This window comes from Neobacillus niacini (assembly GCF_048572935.1).
Classification (GTDB): Bacteria; Bacillota; Bacilli; order Bacillales; family Cytobacillaceae; genus Neobacillus; species Neobacillus niacini.
In genome coordinates, this window is the sequence record NZ_CP183883.1 from 1,360,091 (window position 1) to 1,379,882 (window position 19,792).

Consider the following 19,792-nt stretch of genomic DNA (forward strand, 5'->3'; position numbering starts at 1 on the left):
GGCGGAGAATTTCCGGCTAATGTATATAGAGCAGCTTAAGAAGGATATATAGGCGGAGATATTTCGATTAACTGCTTTAAATAGGCCGAAATTCAAAATTTAGGTTGATATAGGCGGAAAAACTTCCCTTTTTAATAAGGGAATAGGGGTATTTCATAATTTAACCGGAATTTTTCCATTTATTTTTCAAACACAGTGAAATCAACATTCAGTTATAACATAGCCTTTTTTAAAAGATATATCGGTACCGATTGAATAATCCAAATCAAAAGCTATTTGCTTTATCTGTGCATGAACTTTTCTTTATACATTTCCTGGTCCGCCAGTTCAAGGATTTCTTCAGGACTTAAGTCGGTTCCAGGTTTATATTGATAGAAACCGTGGCTGGCTGAGATTGGATATGGCTTTTGGCCCGTTCTAACCATATCCTGAAACTCACTTCGAATGCGGGACCAGATTCCCTGTGCAACTTCCATTTGTGGCTCGAAAAATAGAATGATAAATTCATCACCGCCTAGGCGGAAAAGGACGTCCTTTTCCCTGATATGCCGTTTGATGGTTTCGCAGCAAGTCATAATCAGGTCATCGCCTGCAGAATGTCCGTACTTGTCATTTACCATTTTTAAATTGTTTATATCAATATAGCAGACGATGAATTCTGTTGATCCATCTTGCAGGTATTGTGAAAGGATTTCCATTCCTCGCCTTCTGTTGAGGACCCCTGTAAGCGGGTCAAGTGATGCATGTTGATAAAGCTCTTCTTCCGTTTCCTTCAAATCTGTAATGTCTGTGCTTCCAATAAGGACGCAGCGCTCCCCTAAGTAATTGACCAGTTCAAAATTGAGCATGGACCATTTCTGTTTATGTTTGACCATATAATTTTTAAAATTCTGATGTTCTTCAAGTTTTTCTACGATCGATTGTTTTTCCTCAGGCGTGGTCAGCATAAACCATCCATCAAGCTTTGTCATATCTTTATTTTTCAAATGGAAGTATTCGATTGCCTGCTGATTTAGGAGCAAAATGTTGCTGGTTTCAAGATTGCAAAGGACCAACGGATTAGGATTCATGTGAAATAATCTGCGAAAGCTCTCTTCATTCTGCTTTAGTTTCCATTCGTTTGTAAAATTACTTTTTCGAAATGAATAGAAGGCATACGCAATCGTAAACGAAATGACAGCTGCACCCGTTGAATTCACTAGCTTAAATAGGAACGAAAAGTGATTTTTTTCAAGAAGGAACAACCCTGTAATGAAAAATAGATGAATTCCTGTGATAATGCCAGCCTGGTGCCGTGGCTGAACCGGCAAAATAACAGCAACCGCTAAGAGAATAATTATATAAGCATAGATATTACCGTTATTAAGCTGGCTGTTGATCGAAGACACGGCGCCTATAAACAAATAAAGAAATAAATAGGTGAGAATAATCGACCCTTTGGCGTTGTCCTTGCTACGGTGGTAGAGGACTAAAAAGATAAGGGAGATTATCAAGTCTAGGATATGGAAGGTTGATAGGATAAATTTATAAGTCGGGTTGTTCAGGTTAGCCAAAAGGATAAAGTCCACTATGAAAAAACAGGGATACGTGATGATGAGCATATAGGAAACGTGCTTGATTCGTTCGAATAATAGGTTTTCATTATAGTTGATAAATTGTTGCTTGATATCATTTTCACTCGCTGCGTTTTTTGCCAATATCTCCATCAGAACAACCATCCCTTGTAATCAAATGACACCCTGTATTTTATCATTGAAAACAGCGACCTGTCACGGAAACATGGGGATGGTTCGGTTTCTAGTCCGATTATGGCATGTAACGAAAGGAAGCAGCCTTTCGTGTCAAGGATTAGCTAATAATGGACGAATTACGCTCTCAGCAGTAACGTTAATGTGATAAAGACCTTTAGCATTCCACAAGGTAAGACCTTGGGAGAAAGATAAATAGTACGCGGCCAGTTCCATTGCATCACCCTCTATAAATATTCCATCTCGCTGCCCGGCAGAAATAATTCTTGAAAGTACTTTTAATGAGTCAGCGTACTCTTGTCTAATAGTTTGTTTAATTTCTTCAGACAGAAAATCTGCTTGAAGTGCTTCATTAATTAAAATATGCCGATCTAGCGCTACCTCTGGAGAACCTGAAAAGGTAAGTGCTGAAAACCAATTAAGCTTGTCATAGGGGGTCCCTTTTTGGTCCTCTGCTTCAGCAACAGCTTGCTTAAATTGGTCAAGGATATTCATAATAATTGCGACATATATTTCTTCTTTTGATTTGAAATAATGATAAAGCAATCCGTGACTTAAATTGATGGAAGACGTTATATCACTGATTTTAGTTCCTGCAAACCCTTTGCGGGCGAATATTTTTAATGCCGCATCACTAATTTCTTCATAACGTTGGTCACGTATCATTTTAAATTGTTTTTCACTCTTTGCCATATAAAATCCCCATTTAATATTTTTTCTGCGATACATGCAATCACTCTATTATACCATTCACTTCTAGAAGACCAAATGATTGAGGGGTGCCGCCATGGAGTAAAATATGGGGAAATTTCCAATAATCATCTGTATATCTTTGACAGGAATGTATTGATTGACTAGTTAGTCAAAATTATATATTATTACAGTGCTAACCTTATTAAATACAAAGGGGATAAAAAAATGAGCAAACTTCATGGTAAAGTAGCAATTATTACTGGTGGAGCTGGTGGTATTGGTAAAGGTATTGCAACCGCTTTCGTAAAAGAAGGGGCAAGAGTAGCGATTGTTGACCTAAATGCAGAAGCCGGCCATAAAACGATAAAAGAGCTTAAGGAAATTCAACCGGAGTCTATCTTTATTCAAGCAAATCTTATGGAGCACGATTATATAGCCGGTATTGTCAAACAAGTTGGAGAAACATTCGGAAAGATTGATATTTTAGTAAATAATGCTCATGCATCAAAAATGGCCTCTATTGAAGAAACCACTCAAAAGGAATTGGATTTATCATTTAACACTGGATTTTATCCAACCTTCTATTTTATGCAAGCGGCACTGCCATATTTGAAAGATACAAAGGGTAAAATCATTAATTTTGCTTCAGGTGCCGGGATTAACGGTGATGTCAATCAAGGTTCATATGCAGCTGCGAAAGAGGCAATTCGTGGAATTACTCGTGTGGCGGCAAATGAATTTGGGCCTTTTGGCATTAATGTAAATATCATTTCTCCCATTGCAAAATCAGAGGGAATGCTTCAATGGGCTGAAGCGAATCCGGAATACTATCAAGGTATGCTAGCGAAAATTCCGTTAAGAAGGCTTGGTGAAATTGAAAGCGATATCGGACGTGTGGCCGTATTTTTAGCGAGTGAGGATTCCGATTATATTACTGGACAAACCATCATGGTTGATGGTGGTTCCATTAAATTACGTTAATAAACTTTTCGCATGGTATAGATTACCTGTGATAAGCTTTGTCAAAACATTAACAGATTAAAAATATTCGTTTTGGAGGAATTTATGATGAGTCGATTAGAAAATAAAATAGCTATTATTACCGGAGGAGCTTCTGGCATTGGTGAACAAATGGTAGACTTGTTTAGCCGAGAAGGTGCAATTGTCATTGCTGCAGACATCAATGAATCTGCGCTTGAAAAGGCAAGCAAAAAAGAAAATGTATTTGGGATGAAATTAAATGTTGCTTCAGACGAAGATTGGAAGGCACTTGCTGAAGAAGTAAATAACCGTTTTGGACGCATTGATATTCTTGTGAATAACGCTGGGATTTCATCTGAGAAGCCGTATCAGGAAATTGATCTAAATGATTGGCAGAAGATGTTGTCTATTAATGGTTTTGGTCCCTTCGCCGGCATTAAACATGTTGCGCCTTATATGGCAGCTCAAGGAAATGGGTCAATCATTAATATTTCTTCTTACACCGCCCAAATTGGTCAAGGATTTAATCATTATTCTGCATCCAAAGGAGCGGTACGTGCTCTATCAAAGGCAGCCGCAACGACTTTTGGCCGTCAAGGAGTAAGGGTAAATACTCTTTTCCCTGGTATTATTGAAACACCAATGACTCAATCATTAAGTACATCAAAAGAGCTGCTTGGTCGCTTAATACAAGCAACACCACTGCAGCGTTTAGGCCAACCTGAAGATATTGCAAATGCAGCCTTATTCTTTGCATCTGATGAATCATCCTATATCACCGGTTCAGAATTGGTTATTGACGGCGGATTTTCAGCACAATAAAATACTCGGTTATATAATCAGGACAGTTTACCAAGGATTAAAGCTTAATCCGGTGGAAAACTGTCCTTTTTATCTAGCGGGCCGATCAAAGGAATCTATCCTATTACTATTCAAAAAAACTGCTGGTATAGTAGGTGCGGTGAACCTTACCATAAATAGAGATGGTTTTTTCTAATACTAGGGACCATCTCCTGATCTAGATATTTTCAAAACTCCTAAACACTTAGCTGTTTCTGATGTTCATTTTGCCCCAATATTTGCGATCCTTTGACTTCCTTCACCTTTTTCTCAAAATCTTCATAACCATTGAGAATGTAAAAATGAACGTTCTCGGCAATCTGGAACTCTTGAGCATATTTCTCTAATAACTGGTCTGTGTATTCAACCTGATCAATGTTTTCCGGTACTTGCACCGTCAAGGCCAGGGCATAAACCTTTCTTTCTGGAATTAACTCAACGACTTTTCGGACCAGATAGGCATCAACAATTTCGTTGTACCGACTGAGTTCATCGACAATTGCCGCCACTTCCTCTGGAGCTTGATTGTGTGTAACGTAATGGTCGTCCAAGCTAAGGGTCTGGAATTCTTCCTCGAACTGCTTTATGGTATTTGGCCATGCTTCAAGCTGGGCGCTGGTTTCCTCAAATGCCTCCATTTGGCCAGTATAATAGTAATATTTGCAAAGGGACTCCAAAGCCTCTTCTTTTAGCTCCCAGTCGATTTTCGCTGCCTTTCTGACAAAGTCCTCACCCTTTTGGGCAGCGCCTTCCATATACAAGTAGATGTTTCCGAGTGTAAGGAAAGCTGGAGCAATTTGCTCAACGGGATATTCGGCAATTATTTCCTCCAGCAAGGCTGCAGCCGGTTCAAAGCCAACAAGATTCCGGGTCAGAATCGCTTTTTCAAATTTGCTGTGGAGATCAAGTTCCTTTCTATTCTCCAATTCTTGCAATCTATATTTTGCTTCATTATAGGAAGTGATTTCTTCTTTCCACTTTTCTTCATTCCGTTCTAACCATGATTGATTGAATTGTTGCAGGATGGAATTCGGATTGGCAAAGAAATGGTCAACTGCCGATTCCTCATTTTTTGGAATGTCCGATTTCATCCCGACCGCTTTTAACCGGTCAGCTAGGCATGGATGGGTATCCAATATGCCGCTTTCCTTTTCCATTTCACTTTTTAGAAATGTTTCTGCAACGAACGGATCCAGTTTGCGAGACTTATCGAAAAACTGCGAATACGGCTGCGGTACGGCATTTGTTTTTGAACCTTCTTCGAAAAGCTCATCATAGTAATTTTCGTAATAGTATTGCGCGCCAATCGAGATGGCACATAAAGTATCCCGGACGGTTTCAGGTGATGTTACTTTTACAGACGCGGCATCTGCAGCATATTCCTGCTGGCGGGCCATAACAAACGTATGGGCTGAATACCGAGGATAATACCATTTGATAAATTTGCGGAACAAGAATGTTCCAAACTGTTCATTTTTTTCCAGGGAGTTCATGAGCTGTGCCCAAGTCATTCTCACACGGTAAATCATCGCACCGAACGATGTATCGGAATGGGAAATATGAGCAAGCTCGTGGGCTAATACGGAGATAAACTGTTCCCGGGTTAGGCCGGACATCAGCGGAATCCCAATCAGCAAAATATTTTTCTTCGGACCGAACAGCCCAAACTTATGATGCTGTAAAACAGCAGCATTGTAATCATCATCCAATACAATCGCATGAATTTTTGGTGTTTTAAGCTTATTGCTAATGTCTGAGATGGTTTTTTCCAATTCAGGTGCTTCATTTTCCTTTACATAATACCCTTCCGGCAGCGGCATTTTTACATAAAGCGCTTTAATAATGAAAAAGGATAAAGCCCCGGTTATGACCAATACTTTTAGGCTGCCAAACGTAAAATGCCCGTCTGCTATATACAGAACGGAAATCGTCAGTAAAAATAAAACCAAGGAAAGAAAGAATAAAATATATCCGTAGCCAAGTACCGTTAATAGAAGCACTTTAAAACGATAGTTCCCGGGATTCTTCTCCGCCTTTGTTTCTAGTTTTCTTACCAGTAATTCAAACTCCTCATTCGTCATACTTCATCACCTTTCGAGTTTTTTCAATCTACTTCGATTAAATCATGTTTCTCGCAAATGAAATAGTCCTATTTTTTTGAAAAATCATATTTAAATAGAAGCAGTTTTAAAAACTAGTTCAACTTTAGACAAGGAAGGGCATAAAAAGCGAGGTAGAGTCTGAGTTTGGGCGAACTTCGGACAGGGAAGGGCATAAAAAGCGAGGTCATGTCTGAAGACGTGTGAACTTCGGACAGGGAAGGGCATAAAAAGCGAGGTCGTGTCTGAAGTCGTGTGAACTTCGGACAAGGAAGGGCATAAAAAGCGAGGTAAAGTCCGAAGACGTGTGAACTTCGGACAGGGAAGGGCATAAAAAGTCAGGTCATGTCTGAAGTCGTGTGAACTTCGGACAAGGAAGGGCATAAAAAGCGGGGTAGAGTCCGAGGACATGTGAACTTCGGACAGGGAAGGGCATAAAAAGCGGGGTAGAGTCCGAAGTCGTTTGAGCTTCGGACAAGGTAGAGCATAAAAAGTCAGGTCATGTCTGAAGAAGTGTGAACCTCGGACAGGGAAGGGCATAAAAAGCGAGGTCATGTCTGAAGAAGTGTGAACTTCGGACAGGGAAGGGCATAAAAAGCGAGGTAGAGTCTGAAGAAGTGTGAACTTCGGATAGGGAAGGGCAAAAAAAGCGAGGTCGTGTCTGAAGAAGTGTGAACTTCGGACAAGGAAGGGCAAAAAAAGCGAGGTAGAGTCCGAAGTCGTGTGAACTTCAGACAAGGAAGGGCAAAAAAAGCGAGGTAGAGTCCGAAGTAGTGTGAACTTCGGACAAGGAAGGGCAAAAAAAGCGAGGTAGAGTCCGAAGAAGTGTGAACTTCGGACAAGGAAGAGCATAAAAACCGAGGTAAAGTCCAAAGTTGTGTGAGCTTCAGACAAGGAAGAGCATAAAAAGCCAAGTCATGTCTGAAGTCGTGTAAACTTCGGACAAGGCAGGGCATAAAAAGCCAAGTCATGCCCGAAGTGACTGGAGCCTTACCATTTTCTATAATCATAGTGCTTCCTTAATCACCTTTTTGTAATAGAGGACGGATAGTATACCGAAAATCGAGTATAAGGCGGTATATAATAACATGACAATAATCATGGGTGTCCATAATTCAGTACCAAACAGGAACCAGCCAGATTGTACGGCAAAATAACTATGAGCTAAGCCAATCACTAAAGGGATACCAAAATTAAAGATTTGCTTGGCTTGAATGCCTCTTAACAAGTCTCCTTGTGTAAATCCAAGCTTTCTTAATATCGTGTAGTTCGGCTTTTCCTCTTCGCTTTCGTCCATTTGTTTAAAGTATAAAATACACCCGGAAGTGACCAAAAAGGTTAATCCTAAAAAGCCGACGATAAACATGATAAGCCCCATGTTTCTTTTCTGATTATTGCTCATTTCTAGAACCGAATCATTTTTACCAGTAGCATTCATCTTCTGAAAAAGATCATTCGCTTCTACCATTTTGGTTTCATCTTGCAAATCAATTCCAATATAAAGAGTGGAGTCCATTTGAATTTCTGGATTTATATCTTTCTTTAACCGCTCAAAAACAGTTTCGTCCACAATGGCGACGGGGAGGCCACCGCTTGTAAACCGGAATGATACGATGTATTCCTTCCTTAAGCCTAAATAATTTTGCGGGATCACTTCATTTTTCCCTTTTAATTCGATTTCACCTGAACTTTTTAATGGCATGAATTTTTGGATGGTATCATTATAACCGGTAAAAAGGGTTTCCTCTGCAGATAAATCGATACCTTCGGCGGCCTTGTCACTGATGACAGGAATGGTCATGTTCTTTGGATCAGCATTTAGCTCCTCTATATTTATTTCCGTTATTTCTTCTAAGTCTGCATGGACCTGAATGACTTCAATCATTTTTTCATTATACTTAATTTTATTTCCAGCCAATGCTTCTTTAAAGTTTTCAGCATCTTGTTTATTGGTCAGTGAAAAATCAGCAACCACATTATTCTGAGCTAATCTTTCTGCTGAGAAGTGCGAAATATAACTTAAGGATAACAAGCCGATAGCAAGTGCGGATACGGTTGTAATAATCGTTAATAATAAAGCATTTGATTTCATCCGAAACATAATGGATGAAAGAGACAATACTTCATTGATATTCAAATAACCATCTTTCTTTTTCCGAATTACATAAAAGATAAAGCGAACAGAACCTTTGTAAAAAAGATACGTCCCAATAATAACAGAGGCTAAAATGAAGACCATGGCTGAGAATAGTTCAACCATTGTTGTAAAGTCCCCGCCAAATAATTTGGATGAAATATAATAGCCTAAAAGAATCATGAAGATGCCTAAGATTCCATAGATCATTTCAAACAAGGACACTTTTTTAACTTTTTCTTCGGTTGATGAAAGGACTCTAAACAAGGACAGGATACTTTGTCTTTTAATAAATAGGTAATTCATCAACATAATGAAGATATAGATAACAGAAAAGACGACAACCGTTTTCACCAATGCTTCTGATGAAAAACGTAACGTGGCGGCGGTCTCAACACCTGTGATTTTAAATAAGATCATCATGATTAATTTTGAAACAGAAAATCCGATAAAGATTCCAATGAATAGGGAACCGAAATATAGGATTAAATTTTCAAAGGTGAGAATGCGAAAGATTCTGCCCTTTGTCATTCCTATTAACTGAAATAAACCGATTTCTTTACTGCGTCGTTTAATAAAAATGTTATTTGCATATAAAAGAAAAATCGAGACGATGGCAACGAGTAAAATGGAGGCTGTTCCCATTGCCGCTGCCCCTTTAATCGAACCTTTTGCTTCATCCATAGCAGGGTCATATTGCAGGGTGACAAAGGCAAAATAAAGAGAGACCGTAAAGATTAAGGCAAACACATAGAGATAATAATTTTTGAGATTCTTTTTCAGGTTTTGAAAGATGAGGTGATTAATGCTCATTTTGCACCCCGCTTAATACTCCTTGTGTTTTCATGATAGCATGGAAGAAGTTCTGTCTGGATTCTTCCCCCTTTGTTAATTGAGTATAAATTTGTCCGTCTTTGATAAAAATAACCCGGTTACAATAGCTGGCTGCGACGGGATCGTGGGTCACCATTAGAATCGTTGCATGCCTTTTTTGATTTAAATCGCTTAGTTTGTTTAATAAATCTGAAGCGGATTTTGAATCGAGCGCTCCGGTTGGTTCGTCCGCAAAAATAATACTTGGCTCATGAATAAAGGCTCGAGCCGCAGAGGTTCGTTGTTTTTGACCGCCGGAAATCTCATTTGGATATTTATCTTTAATGTCATAAATGCCGAGCTCTTCCGCCAACGTATTAAATTTATCATCTGCTTCGCTCTTTGATATTTTTGTAATCGATAATGGTAAGAGTATATTTTCTTTCACGGTTAGCGTATCTAGTAAATTATATTCTTGAAAAATAAAGCCTAGATGATTCTTTCGAAATTCAGCTAATTGCTTTTCCTTCATGGCTGTCATTTCTTTTCCCTCAATTGTAATGGTCCCATAACTAACTTTATCAATGGAAGATAGAACATTGAGGAGAGTGGTTTTCCCTGAGCCCGATGCGCCCATGATACTAACAAATTCCCCTTTTTTAATGGTTACATCCAGGCCCTTTAGTACTTCCTGTTTGTTATATTTATTGCCATAGCTTTTATGAATTTTTGCTGCCTCTAATATATTCATATCCACACATCCCATGATTTGATAGTTTTAGTATAAACAGCTTTGTTGTTCACTTCCTTCGATTGAACATACAAATAATAAAAGCATGTGACAATTTTGTCACATGCTTGTGATATGAAGAAATTGATTTCTTTTTGGAAAAATTAAAGTAAAAGTTGTCCCCGTTCCAAGTGTTGAATGTACATCAATATGAATCAGGAGTGGCTTGGCTGCTTTTTTTGCCAAATATAACCCCATGCCTGTTGCCGCATTATCTTGATGTTTTGCGGTGGATGTAAAGCCTTTATCAAAGATACGAGATACATCCTTTGGATCAATGCCGCGGCCAAAGTCTTTTACCTCCAGAATGGTTTGTTCATCTTGTTGATAGCTTTTAATGATAATATCGGAAGCCTCACTATATTTTATTGCATTTGTTAAAAGCTGTCTGATGATAAAGGCCAGCCACTTGCCATCACTAAGTACTTCTTTCACCTCTATTTGTAAATCAAAGCCTATTCCTTTTTGAATACACCACGATTGTAAATCTTTAATTTCCTTCGTCATTAAGACTTTTAAATCGATCACTTCAATATACAAATCATTTTCTATAAAGGGAATCCGTTTTTGATGAAGCTGCTGGTCTAGTAGTAGATGAATTCGTAACCATTCATAGGTTAATTGCGATTGTATTGCTTTATTGTCTACTCGATCAATCATTAATCGTATAGCCGTTAATGGTGTTTTTACTTCATGAATCCAAGATAATAATTGATCTTTCTCCTGCTCTAGGGAAACTAGATTTTGTGATGCAATTTGTTTTAGCCATTCAGTCTGGCTCGTAACCGCATTCTCCATGATTTTTTCAAAAGGACTCTCCGGAGCAGCTATACTCGTTAAATCAAGATTGTTTTCCCAAGCTTCTATACTTTTATAAAATTTGGTTTCCTTATTGTAACGAATCATTATAAATAGGATGAAAATAATCAATGATAAAAAGACAATGTAGACGATAGGCAGTAACGGGATTGTTGTATCAAAATAAGCGACAAGGATGATAAAAAAATGTATAAATAAAAAGAGAACAATCCAACTGCGCCTTTCAATTAAGTATTTTTTAATCATTTAGGATTTCCCTCTATCGCGATATAACCTTGCCCAACTTTTGTTTCGATATACTGTCCTAAGCCAAGCTCCTCCAGTTTCTTTCGTAATCGATTTACATTGACGGTTAAGGTATTATCGCTAACAAAGCGCTCATCATCCCATAGGCTTTTGATTAATTCCTCCCGGCTAACAATTTTATTCTTCTGTTCAATGAGTAGTTTTAAAATATAAATTTCATTCTTGGTTAGCTCAATCGACCCTTTGTCATTGATGACCGTATTTTTCTCAAAATCTATGGTTGCACCGCACCATGTTTTAAGTGAAATGGGTTCATGATTGTAATTATGTACCCGCCGAAGAATCGCCTGTATCTTCGCAATGAGGACATCAAAATGAAATGGCTTTTGAATAAAATCATCAGCACCAAGCTGCATAGACATCACCATATCGGTAGGATGATCGCGTGAAGATAAAAATAGAATGGGAACGTTTGAATTAGAGCGAATCATTCGGCACCAATGGAATCCATCAAATTTCGGCAATTGGATATCAATAATGACTAAATCAGGCTTAATATTGATAAATTCTTGAATCACTTGACCAAAATCAGCAATACCATAAACATCATAAGACCACCCAGACAACCGATCTTTGATTTCATTAAATAATGTTTCATCATCTTCAATTAGCAATAGTTTAAACAAATGATTCACCACACTTTTTACTTTTCCTTACTTGAATTGTATAGGAAAAATTTTCTTGGGGCTAGGGATAAAAAGATATAAGAGAGAGATTATGATTCATGTCTGCTATAGCGGAGGAAGGTGAGACGCAAGGCTTGGGATAAACACAAAGCTCTCTGCTAGAAGGCTTATCCTTCCCGTTGTAATCAGTGTTAGTTAATAAGCGGAGATTTTTCCGTTAAACAGCGAAATAGTGTTTAGGACGGGTATATAAGCGGAGCTTTTCCGATTAAGCAAAGAAAAATTACCTATTTTCACGTTTTTTGAGTAAATAGCCGGAATCTTTCCGTCTATTTAGGCAATTTTTAGCTTTAGTTCCTTATTAAGAGAAATATCTCCGCTTATTTATCAAACTTCCTTTAATGTGAACTTGTACAACTTGCAGGAGCTTTTATGAAAAAAAAGGTAATTCAAAAAAGGCTTGTAGTGAATCTGTCTCTACAGGCCTTTTCATGCTGGATTGAGGTATTCAATGATAGATGTTTTCCATATGAACGTTTCTAAAAGAATATTTCGTACAAGAAAACACTCTGTAGTCCAGAGTCCCCTGATATTTTACCATTAAATTAAAATGCTGCTGCATGATCTCATATAGTTCAGGTTCAATATACGCTGAGTACTGGAATTCGGGCGTTGAGGGGTTTTGAAGGATAGGGGGGGTTCTTAGTAAAGTTTTTATATTTTTAAAACCTGATTGTTCCAATAAGGTTATCCAGTCCTCTTCCATCAGGATCGAATCTAACCCATAAAATCGTTTAATTTCTTCCTCGTAATTCGTCCCGATTCTCCTATTAACGGTAAGCTCATTTGCAATAAACCGGCCGCCATGCTTTAATAACCGTAATATTTCCTTAAGTGCTCTAGGCTTGTTGACAAAAGAAAGAACAGATTCGGAAATAATAAAATCATATTTACTGTCTGGTAACGGACAATTTTCGATTGAGCCCTGAATAATTTCCACCGGTAATTGGTAGTTTATCATTCTACTTTTGGCTTTTTCCACCATTACAGGGTTAATATCCATCCCGGTTACGTTTGCACCGTAACGTCCCGCTAAATAGGCAGCTGTTTGGCCGGTGCCACAACCTACATCTAAAATGTGAGAAAATGTGTTGATGTTTTCATTCTTAAATATTTTTTTTGTGAGTTTAATCCCACCAGGATGTGCACCACTAACGCCAAATTTGGATAAAAAGTCTAAATACATTGAAGCCCTAATGAGAACCACCTTCTCCGTTTATCTTAGTTGCATAATATGATTCGATAAATTTGATGGTTCCTTTAAGCCCAGATCAGTAACGAAGAAAAACTGCTCCTTTCAACGTTATGTTAAGAATTCATTTTCAGACAAAAAAAGCCCTCATCCTCTTTCCATTCAGCATACAGGACGTCTTCAAATCTTGGAATATTTCTTATTAAAATTTGTTTACGGAGCCAATTTTCATCAAATCCTGCTTGTCTTAAATTATCTTTATCGACTTTACCATCGCTTATTAATACAATCGGTATATAAACTGCTTTCTGCTTTAGACTTAAATCTTCAATTGTAGGTGAGGCGTATTTAGGTTTTTTTATCGCACTAATGGTACCATTCGGTTCTAAAATAGCAAATTCCACTTCCCGAATCGAAAAAATATTCTGCTGTTGTCTCAACATTTGTTGGACCTCATTTATGTCAATTTTATTAGCAGCTAACTGTTGTCTGTCAATATGTCCATTTCTTATGATAATGGATGGATTACCTTCGAGAAAACTTCGTGTACCTCTAAATTTTTGTGTAATGATTTCAATTGAATAAATTAATATTGCCCACAGTGTGACTGCATATAAAATAGACCATACTCATATTTCTGAATCATAGATAGAATTTCCGACGAGTTCGCCTAGAACAATAGAAGAAATAAAATCAAAGGGTGTAAGTTGAGAAATCTGTGTTTTCCCTAATAATTTGGTAGCAAACAATAAAGCAAAAAAACCAAAAATAAGTTCAATGGACATTTGTCCGATATGATCCATTTTACCCTCTCCTCGTCATAATTCATTTTTAGTATTGCCACAAATATAGTAATAATGAAGTAAATGATTTGTTAGGATTCAAATAGTGAAGAGGAAGGGATATGGATACATCACTGGCGATTTTGCAGATAAGTCAGGAAAAATGTAAAAGAAAAGGCTAAACAAGATGCATATTTTGACATACTTGTTTAGCCTTTTCTTTTGTTTTCTATACTTCACTATGTGAGTAACCGAATCAAAAAAATCCAAGAAGCCATTAGTGGTTAAATGAACTTATCGAGAGTTGCCAAGAAGAATAATCATGAATGTTATTCTAATGTTGAAGCAACCTCAGAGATAATGATTTCACTTCCCAAGATAGGTGAGTCTTGTTCAGTGTTCGTTGGACCTTTATGGGCTTCTTTGAAGGCATCGCTATTTTTCCATTTGGCAAAGTCTTCAATGGTGTTCCAATACATATTTACATTCATCTCATCATATTCTGAAAGATTTTTAGTTAGTAACACTTCGACTTTTACAAAACCCTCCATGGTCTGTAAGGCTCCAGGTCTTGTAAACATTGGAGCCATCTTTGCGGCAAAGCCTAATTTCATTTTAATTCGGTTTGTTACTATAATCATTGATTTTCCCCCCAGGTTTTTAATCAAATCATTATCCTATCGTTGAAGTGTCTTGATGTTTTCCTGTTTGAAAGAATTATCATGCTTAAGTCTGCCATCTTCCATACGGTACACTTTATCGCAGTATTCCAGCATTCGTTCGTCATGGGTAACCATAATCGCTGCTTTGTTTCTTGTTTTGGTTTCCTTGGCTATAAGTTGAACCACTTCATGTGCCCTTTTGGAATCAAGGCTTGCTGTTGGTTCATCTGCTAGAATGATAGAGGGATTGTTTATAAACGCACGGGCAATAGCGGTACGCTGGCGTTCGCCTCCAGACAGCTGATCAGGAAATTTTTTTAATTTTGCTGCTAAACCGAGATTTTCTAGTAAATCTTTTGCAAATTTCTTATCTTCCTTTGTCACTTTACCACTCATTTTTTTCACTACGAGTAATTGTTCCAGTACATTTAAATAAGGTACTAGATTACTTGTTTGTAAAATAAATCCTATTTCCTCTAACCGTAATCGTGCTAAATCTTTAGGATTTAACTGATTAAGGTTCTTACCGTTAAGAATAACCTCGCCTTCAGAAGATTGAAGTAAGGCGCCTGCAATCGCTAGAAAGGTACTCTTACCCGAACCTGATGGGCCAATGACAGCAATAAACTCTCCTTGTTCTACCGTTAGCGATACATCATCAAGGGCTAGGACCTGATTTTCACCCTGTTGGTACAGTTTAGAGACATTATTGAATTGTATTCCTGACATTACTCCAACCTCCCAATTGCTTGAAGCGGATCTATTTTTGTCACTTTTCGAACGGATATCACGGAACTTAAAATGGAAATGACAAGCAATAATAGTGAATAAATGATGACCAGTTTAAAATCAAGTGAAAATGGCATTCCATCCGGAAGAATTAAAGCTGTCCCGTAGGTTAACAAGATTCCGACTATAATACTAACAAATGATAAAAGAAATACCTGGGCTACAATGGCTTTTCCAAGGAACAGGTTGCTGGCACCAATAGCTTTCAATATTCCAAATTGATTTGATTTTTGCAGGGTTAGGACATAGAAAAATACACCGAGTACAAATGTTGAGATAGCCAAAAGGAATGCGAGCATCATCATAATGGTGCCATTTTCCTCTTTATAACCGGGCATTCCTTGAACTGCAGTGCTCTTGGTTACGGTTTCCGTGTTCTTGAATAACTTATTTAGTTTTTCAGAATCGATATTTTCTCCTTGGAGCATAACCGCATTTACAGGATTCTTAATTCCTTTATCAGAACCTGGAGCTGCAAATTGGATCGTGCGCCATTTATCCAATGTAGTAAAAATGGCAGGTAAATGATTGTAGGTTTCATTTTCTACAAACCCGACAATTTTCATTTTTTCTAAAGATCCTTCTATTTTAAGGGTATCACCGATTTCAAAACCCTTTTTCTTTAACGTATCATTGGCGATCACTTCTAAAGGTTCATTTGCTTGAAGCGGATTTCCTTCTATCACATCTGGTTCTAGAAAATTACCAGGCGTTATTCCTAATATGGCGACATCTACTTTTTCTTTATCAGCAGAAGAAGATTCATTTAGTACGGTTCCCATCGTTGCACCCATTCCGGTTGCCGCAGAAACATCATCTGCTTTTTCTAGTTCGTCTGCTAGTGATTCATTTAATAGTGACCGGCTCATGGAGGCTCTAGAGCCTTCTTCAAATGTCACATAATGGGCATCCATATTCTTAAAGGTTGCTGCACTTAACGTTGAAAGGCCATTGCCTAGTCCAGACAGAATAAAGACCAGCCAAGCAATTAGGACCGTTATAACACCAATCATCAGAAACCGAAATTTACCATGCTTTAACTCTTTTAAAGCAAGAAACAATGTATGTCACTCCTTTATTGTAGATCGTATTAGTCACGTCTGACTATTAAAAGTATATTAGTTATTTGTTGATTAGTCAATCGTGATTATATGGTTAAAATATAGTCACTTATTGGAAATTTAAATTAAAAAGGAACCCTCATTGGGTTCCTTTGAATCGTCTGATTATGAAATTTAATCTGTATGAAGAAGCTGATGAATGGTTTTTTCAAGAAAGGCAACTTCTGCTTCTAACATGGTAATTTTATGTTCAACTGCAAGATTAACACCCGTTCGTATTCCATGTGCAGGGGTTTGTTTAAATAAGTCAATTAATTTCTTGTTTTTCATTAATCGTTCTTTCAAGGCTGGTATTGCTTGGTCCATCGGGAGAAAATCAATAAACATTAACCCAATATCTCCTTGGTAATTAACACTTTCTGCAGAAGACAGATTATCCAATAATAATTGATAAAAATAGTCTCGGCCATTTTCATTGATAGAGTACACTTTTCGGGTGGGTCTATTTCCTTCTTGCTCTAACTGAATATCGATAAGACCTTTTTGATTTAGTTTATCCAGAGTTGCATATGCAGTGGGCTTTTTCATATCCGTAACGGTACTTAAGTTTCTTTCGATAAATTCATTAATTTGATATCCGTGTTGACTTTGCCCCATGAGTAACCCAAGCAGAATTAATGAGCGATGTTCCACTGAAATCCTCCTTTCTTTTTAAGCATTCTATTTCATATTTTCTCGTAAAACTTCTTTGTAGTCAATTGAGGGTTACTAATGATATAGAAGCAGCCCGGTGGATTGGCTACTCAGGCTGCCAATTTACAATGAACAAATGCGGGATTAAAGTTGTACCTTTGCAGACGATGGAAAAAGTACACTTAAGCTAAAGACAAAAAAGCCTACTTTCTTTCACTAGATTGAGAAAATAGGCTTTTGGTTTATTAAAGTATCCTTCCAAAATATACGAGCATCATTAAGACTTTTATTTTAAATCAACATAGATATTATCTAAAGGGATGTTGGTATGATTTGATACTAATTCCTTAATCACTTTTTGTATGTTTTGAACGAACGTTGTAGAAGATTTTACTCTAATTAGTGTGTAGACTTCATTTTCATTTATACACCATACTTTTACATCCTCAACAGTTAAGTCTTGGTTTGTTTCTTGCAGCGTTTTTTTAATCCCGTCAACAGAATAGCCGTTAGGGGTTCCTTCCATTAATATATGAAAGGATTCTTTCGTGATTTTAATACCGCCAGCAATTATAATCATCGATGTTAGAATACTTCCAATTGGGTCTAACCATGTGAGTCCAAAATATTTAATACCCAATGCTGCGATGACCACACTCACACTCGTAAATAAATCAGCCAAGACGTGAAGCATTGCACTTTTTACGTTCAAATTAGAGTTGGCCTTTGTCAGAATATAACCAACAATTCCATTTATGGCTAAACCAATCGTACCGACAACTAACATTTGGTTCGGAATGATTTCTATTGGATTAAACATACGACTGATCGCTTCAGCCATTATAAATATAGGGATTATCACCAATGTTAACCCATTAATAAATGCTGCGATTGGTTCAAATCGCTTGTAGCCAAATGTTTTATTTTTTGTGACTGCTTTTGTAGCCAGAATGGTTGCGATGAGTGAAAGAATCAATGAGAAAGCGTCTGATCCCATATGTACACCATCGCCCATCATCATTAAAGATCCAGAAATAAATCCATAGATGATTTCACCTAAAGCAAAAAACAGGGTTAAGGATGCAGCCCAAATGAAGAGCTTTTTATTTTTATTATAATAGTTTTCAGATTGCACATCGTTAGTACTCATTTATTTCATCTCCTTGATGAGAATTATTATAAATTTATAATACGGTTATTGGCAGCTGAAGTCAAGTTTAATTGAGAATGTATTTACTTAAATGAGAATGATAATTTGTTTCAATGCCTTTAATTTTAGGTATTTGTGGTGAATTTTTGGTATTATTAATGATAATTATTATTAATTAATTTGCTATCAAAGAATAAACTAATAAATTTTTATTCGTGGATAATAAGCACAGTTATTAATAACCTTGGGCCTATTAATGGCTGTCATAGCAGTAAGGGTATAGGATAATAATACTTTAAGGTGAAAAGAAGTATGGAATGAACGAATGATGTGTGCGTTGATCTTGGAAGGATTAACGGCTTTTTTGTTGAATTTATTATTTGAGATAATAGGGGCAAAGGTTGAAGAATAGGGTTGCCTGAGGGGATTCTATTTGTTACTGAGCTAACGTTCGTTTTAGGAGGTTATAGAATGTATGAAACAAGATGGGCTACTGATGAAGAAATTCCGATTATTGCAGATTATTGGTACAGAATGGCTTGTGAAATGGGAGAAACGGATGGTGTTCCAAAGCCAAATTTACAGAGGGTTGAAGAAATTAAAAGCTTATTTGTAAAAGAATCTAATACAGGTAATTTAAAGTTCAGAGTTGCCATAGATAGTAATGACAATATAGTGGCTTGTGCAGGTGGTCTAATTAGGACAGAGTATTCCTACCCACTTGCAGAGGAACAAAGCCTATTTGGTTGGGTAATAGCAGTATATACGTTAAAAGATCATCGCAATAATGGATTAGCTTATAAATTAGTAGATGAAATTTGTATATGGCTTAAACAAAATGGGGCAAAACGGGCAAGACTGTGGTCAAGTTCAACCGGAAGAGGCGTTTATGAAAATCTTGGATTCAGAAATATGATGGACATGTCAAAACCACTTACTTAATTGGGAGGGGCAATTAAGATGATAATTAGAGCGGTTAAACAACAAGAATATTGTTTTATCGAAGATTTTGTTTATGAAATTTTTAAGAATACGAGCTTTTCAGATGGTGTAGTTGAAAAATCTCTTGTAAGAGAGATTCGGGAAAAGCAATATTACATTCCACAGTTAGATTTAGTTGCTGAGGAGAATGGGGAAATTATAGGACACTTTATACTTTCAAAACTTCCAATTAGTAATCAATATGAAAACGAAATTTTAATGTTATCACCCGTCTCTGTTGCAATTAAGAAGCAAGGACAAGGTGTTGGCAAGTTTATGTTGCAGGAAGGTATTACATTAGCTGCTGAAAGAGGATATAAAGGAATAATTGTTGAAGGAGATTTTGGATATTATCGACGATTTGGATTTAGAACATCAACCGAGTTCGGTATATATGCGTCCAAGAAAAACTTACCGCCCTCCGAGGAGAATTTAATGGCGATGGAGTTGTGTAAAGACGGGCTGAAGAACATCTCCGGTGAAGTGGACTATACAATTTATCAATCATTAACGCATTGAAATTTATCTAACACTTATTCGTTCAGGCAAGTTGTTGAAATTCATATTATACTA

17 protein-coding genes and 1 pseudogene are annotated in these 19,792 nt (G+C 37.2%); 4 read left to right on the plus strand and 14 right to left on the minus strand.

Annotated elements, in window-relative coordinates; translation table 11 throughout:
- Positions 1–281 precede the first annotated feature (281 nt).
- Both ACN6MT_RS06550 and ACN6MT_RS06555 read right to left on the minus strand, forming a co-directional pair.
- Positions 282–1,706 (minus strand): diguanylate cyclase domain-containing protein, encoded by a 1,425-nt coding sequence (locus ACN6MT_RS06550; RefSeq protein ID WP_419955207.1) that lies wholly within the window; start codon positions 1,704–1,706, stop codon positions 282–284.
- A gap of 135 nt (positions 1,707–1,841) precedes the next feature.
- Positions 1,842–2,441 carry a TetR/AcrR family transcriptional regulator gene (locus tag ACN6MT_RS06555; protein ID WP_419955208.1) on the minus strand — a complete coding sequence of 200 codons (600 nt, stop codon included), beginning with the start codon at positions 2,439–2,441 and terminating at the stop codon, positions 1,842–1,844.
- 225 nt (positions 2,442–2,666) lie between these two features.
- On the opposite strand from ACN6MT_RS06555, the gene ACN6MT_RS06560 reads away from it, so the two are divergent.
- Both ACN6MT_RS06560 and ACN6MT_RS06565 read left to right on the plus strand, forming a co-directional pair.
- Positions 2,667–3,422, plus strand: coding sequence for an SDR family NAD(P)-dependent oxidoreductase (locus ACN6MT_RS06560; protein ID WP_419955209.1), 756 nt, complete (start codon positions 2,667–2,669; stop codon positions 3,420–3,422).
- A gap of 87 nt (positions 3,423–3,509) precedes the next feature.
- Positions 3,510–4,244 (plus strand): SDR family NAD(P)-dependent oxidoreductase, encoded by a 735-nt coding sequence (locus ACN6MT_RS06565; RefSeq protein ID WP_419956395.1) that lies wholly within the window; start codon positions 3,510–3,512, stop codon positions 4,242–4,244.
- 215 nt (positions 4,245–4,459) lie between these two features.
- Here ACN6MT_RS06565 and ACN6MT_RS06570 read toward each other — a convergent pair whose 3' ends face one another.
- The 12 genes and pseudogenes from ACN6MT_RS06570 to ACN6MT_RS06625 form a co-directional block, all read right to left on the minus strand.
- A complete protein-coding gene (locus ACN6MT_RS06570) occupies positions 4,460–6,343 on the minus strand; it encodes a M48 family metallopeptidase (RefSeq protein ID WP_419955210.1) in 1,884 nt (627 codons plus the stop codon).
- Positions 6,344–7,367: 1,024 nt separating this feature from the next.
- Positions 7,368–9,308 (minus strand): FtsX-like permease family protein, encoded by a 1,941-nt coding sequence (locus ACN6MT_RS06575; protein WP_419955211.1) that lies wholly within the window; start codon positions 9,306–9,308, stop codon positions 7,368–7,370.
- On the minus strand, positions 9,298–10,059 hold the full coding sequence (locus ACN6MT_RS06580) for an ABC transporter ATP-binding protein (protein WP_419955212.1): 762 nt from the start codon (positions 10,057–10,059) through the stop codon (positions 9,298–9,300). The genes ACN6MT_RS06575 and ACN6MT_RS06580 overlap by 11 nt, the downstream gene beginning before the upstream one ends.
- Before the next feature lie 99 nt (positions 10,060–10,158).
- Positions 10,159–11,163 carry a sensor histidine kinase gene (locus tag ACN6MT_RS06585; protein WP_419955213.1) on the minus strand — a complete coding sequence of 335 codons (1,005 nt, stop codon included), beginning with the start codon at positions 11,161–11,163 and terminating at the stop codon, positions 10,159–10,161.
- Positions 11,160–11,849, minus strand: a complete 690-nt coding sequence (locus ACN6MT_RS06590) for a response regulator transcription factor (RefSeq protein ID WP_419955214.1) — start codon at positions 11,847–11,849, stop codon at positions 11,160–11,162. The genes ACN6MT_RS06585 and ACN6MT_RS06590 overlap by 4 nt, the downstream gene beginning before the upstream one ends.
- Before the next feature lie 508 nt (positions 11,850–12,357).
- Positions 12,358–13,095 (minus strand): class I SAM-dependent methyltransferase, encoded by a 738-nt coding sequence (locus tag ACN6MT_RS06595; protein WP_419955215.1) that lies wholly within the window; start codon positions 13,093–13,095, stop codon positions 12,358–12,360.
- 122 nt (positions 13,096–13,217) lie between these two features.
- Positions 13,218–13,904: pseudogene (locus ACN6MT_RS06600) on the minus strand (YetF domain-containing protein).
- A gap of 308 nt (positions 13,905–14,212) precedes the next feature.
- Positions 14,213–14,524, minus strand: a complete 312-nt coding sequence (locus ACN6MT_RS06605) for a heme oxygenase (protein WP_419955216.1) — start codon at positions 14,522–14,524, stop codon at positions 14,213–14,215.
- Positions 14,525–14,560: 36 nt separating this feature from the next.
- Entirely contained in the window at positions 14,561–15,274 is a 714-nt protein-coding gene (locus ACN6MT_RS06610; RefSeq protein WP_419955217.1) for an ABC transporter ATP-binding protein, read from the minus strand.
- On the minus strand, positions 15,274–16,395 hold the full coding sequence (locus ACN6MT_RS06615) for an ABC transporter permease (protein WP_419955218.1): 1,122 nt from the start codon (positions 16,393–16,395) through the stop codon (positions 15,274–15,276). Before ACN6MT_RS06615 ends, ACN6MT_RS06610 begins: the two co-directional genes overlap by 1 nt.
- 174 nt (positions 16,396–16,569) lie before the next feature.
- Positions 16,570–17,088, minus strand: coding sequence for a PadR family transcriptional regulator (locus ACN6MT_RS06620; protein WP_419955219.1), 519 nt, complete (start codon positions 17,086–17,088; stop codon positions 16,570–16,572).
- A gap of 286 nt (positions 17,089–17,374) precedes the next feature.
- Entirely contained in the window at positions 17,375–18,238 is an 864-nt protein-coding gene (locus ACN6MT_RS06625) for a cation diffusion facilitator family transporter (protein ID WP_419955220.1), read from the minus strand.
- 471 nt (positions 18,239–18,709) lie between these two features.
- Between ACN6MT_RS06625 and ACN6MT_RS06630 the strand changes: the two genes are divergently transcribed.
- Positions 18,710–19,180: a GNAT family N-acetyltransferase gene (locus ACN6MT_RS06630; protein ID WP_419955221.1), complete on the plus strand. Its 471-nt coding sequence runs from the start codon at positions 18,710–18,712 to the stop codon at positions 19,178–19,180.
- Positions 19,181–19,198: 18 nt separating this feature from the next.
- Entirely contained in the window at positions 19,199–19,738 is a 540-nt protein-coding gene (locus tag ACN6MT_RS06635; protein ID WP_419955222.1) for a GNAT family N-acetyltransferase, read from the plus strand.
- Positions 19,739–19,792 lie beyond the last annotated feature (54 nt).

Excerpts from the sequence above, each read along its gene's own strand:
- ACN6MT_RS06550 (WP_419955207.1), bottom strand. The coding sequence starts at position 1,706 with ATGGAGATATTGGCAAAAAACGCAGCGAGTGAAAATGATATCAAGCAA.
- ACN6MT_RS06555 (WP_419955208.1), bottom strand. The coding sequence starts at position 2,441 with ATGGCAAAGAGTGAAAAACAATTTAAAATGATACGTGACCAACGTTAT.
- ACN6MT_RS06560 (WP_419955209.1), top strand. The coding sequence starts at position 2,667 with ATGAGCAAACTTCATGGTAAAGTAGCAATTATTACTGGTGGAGCTGGT.
- ACN6MT_RS06565 (WP_419956395.1), top strand. The coding sequence starts at position 3,510 with ATGAGTCGATTAGAAAATAAAATAGCTATTATTACCGGAGGAGCTTCT.
- ACN6MT_RS06570 (WP_419955210.1), bottom strand. The coding sequence starts at position 6,343 with ATGACGAATGAGGAGTTTGAATTACTGGTAAGAAAACTAGAAACAAAG.
- ACN6MT_RS06575 (WP_419955211.1), bottom strand. The coding sequence starts at position 9,308 with ATGAGCATTAATCACCTCATCTTTCAAAACCTGAAAAAGAATCTCAAA.
- ACN6MT_RS06580 (WP_419955212.1), bottom strand. The coding sequence starts at position 10,059 with ATGAATATATTAGAGGCAGCAAAAATTCATAAAAGCTATGGCAATAAA.
- ACN6MT_RS06585 (WP_419955213.1), bottom strand. The coding sequence starts at position 11,163 with ATGATTAAAAAATACTTAATTGAAAGGCGCAGTTGGATTGTTCTCTTT.
- ACN6MT_RS06595 (WP_419955215.1), bottom strand. The coding sequence starts at position 13,095 with ATGTATTTAGACTTTTTATCCAAATTTGGCGTTAGTGGTGCACATCCT.
- ACN6MT_RS06605 (WP_419955216.1), bottom strand. The coding sequence starts at position 14,524 with ATGATTATAGTAACAAACCGAATTAAAATGAAATTAGGCTTTGCCGCA.
- ACN6MT_RS06610 (WP_419955217.1), bottom strand. The coding sequence starts at position 15,274 with ATGTCAGGAATACAATTCAATAATGTCTCTAAACTGTACCAACAGGGT.
- ACN6MT_RS06625 (WP_419955220.1), bottom strand. The coding sequence starts at position 18,238 with ATGAGTACTAACGATGTGCAATCTGAAAACTATTATAATAAAAATAAA.
- ACN6MT_RS06630 (WP_419955221.1), top strand. The coding sequence starts at position 18,710 with ATGTATGAAACAAGATGGGCTACTGATGAAGAAATTCCGATTATTGCA.
- ACN6MT_RS06635 (WP_419955222.1), top strand. The coding sequence starts at position 19,199 with ATGATAATTAGAGCGGTTAAACAACAAGAATATTGTTTTATCGAAGAT.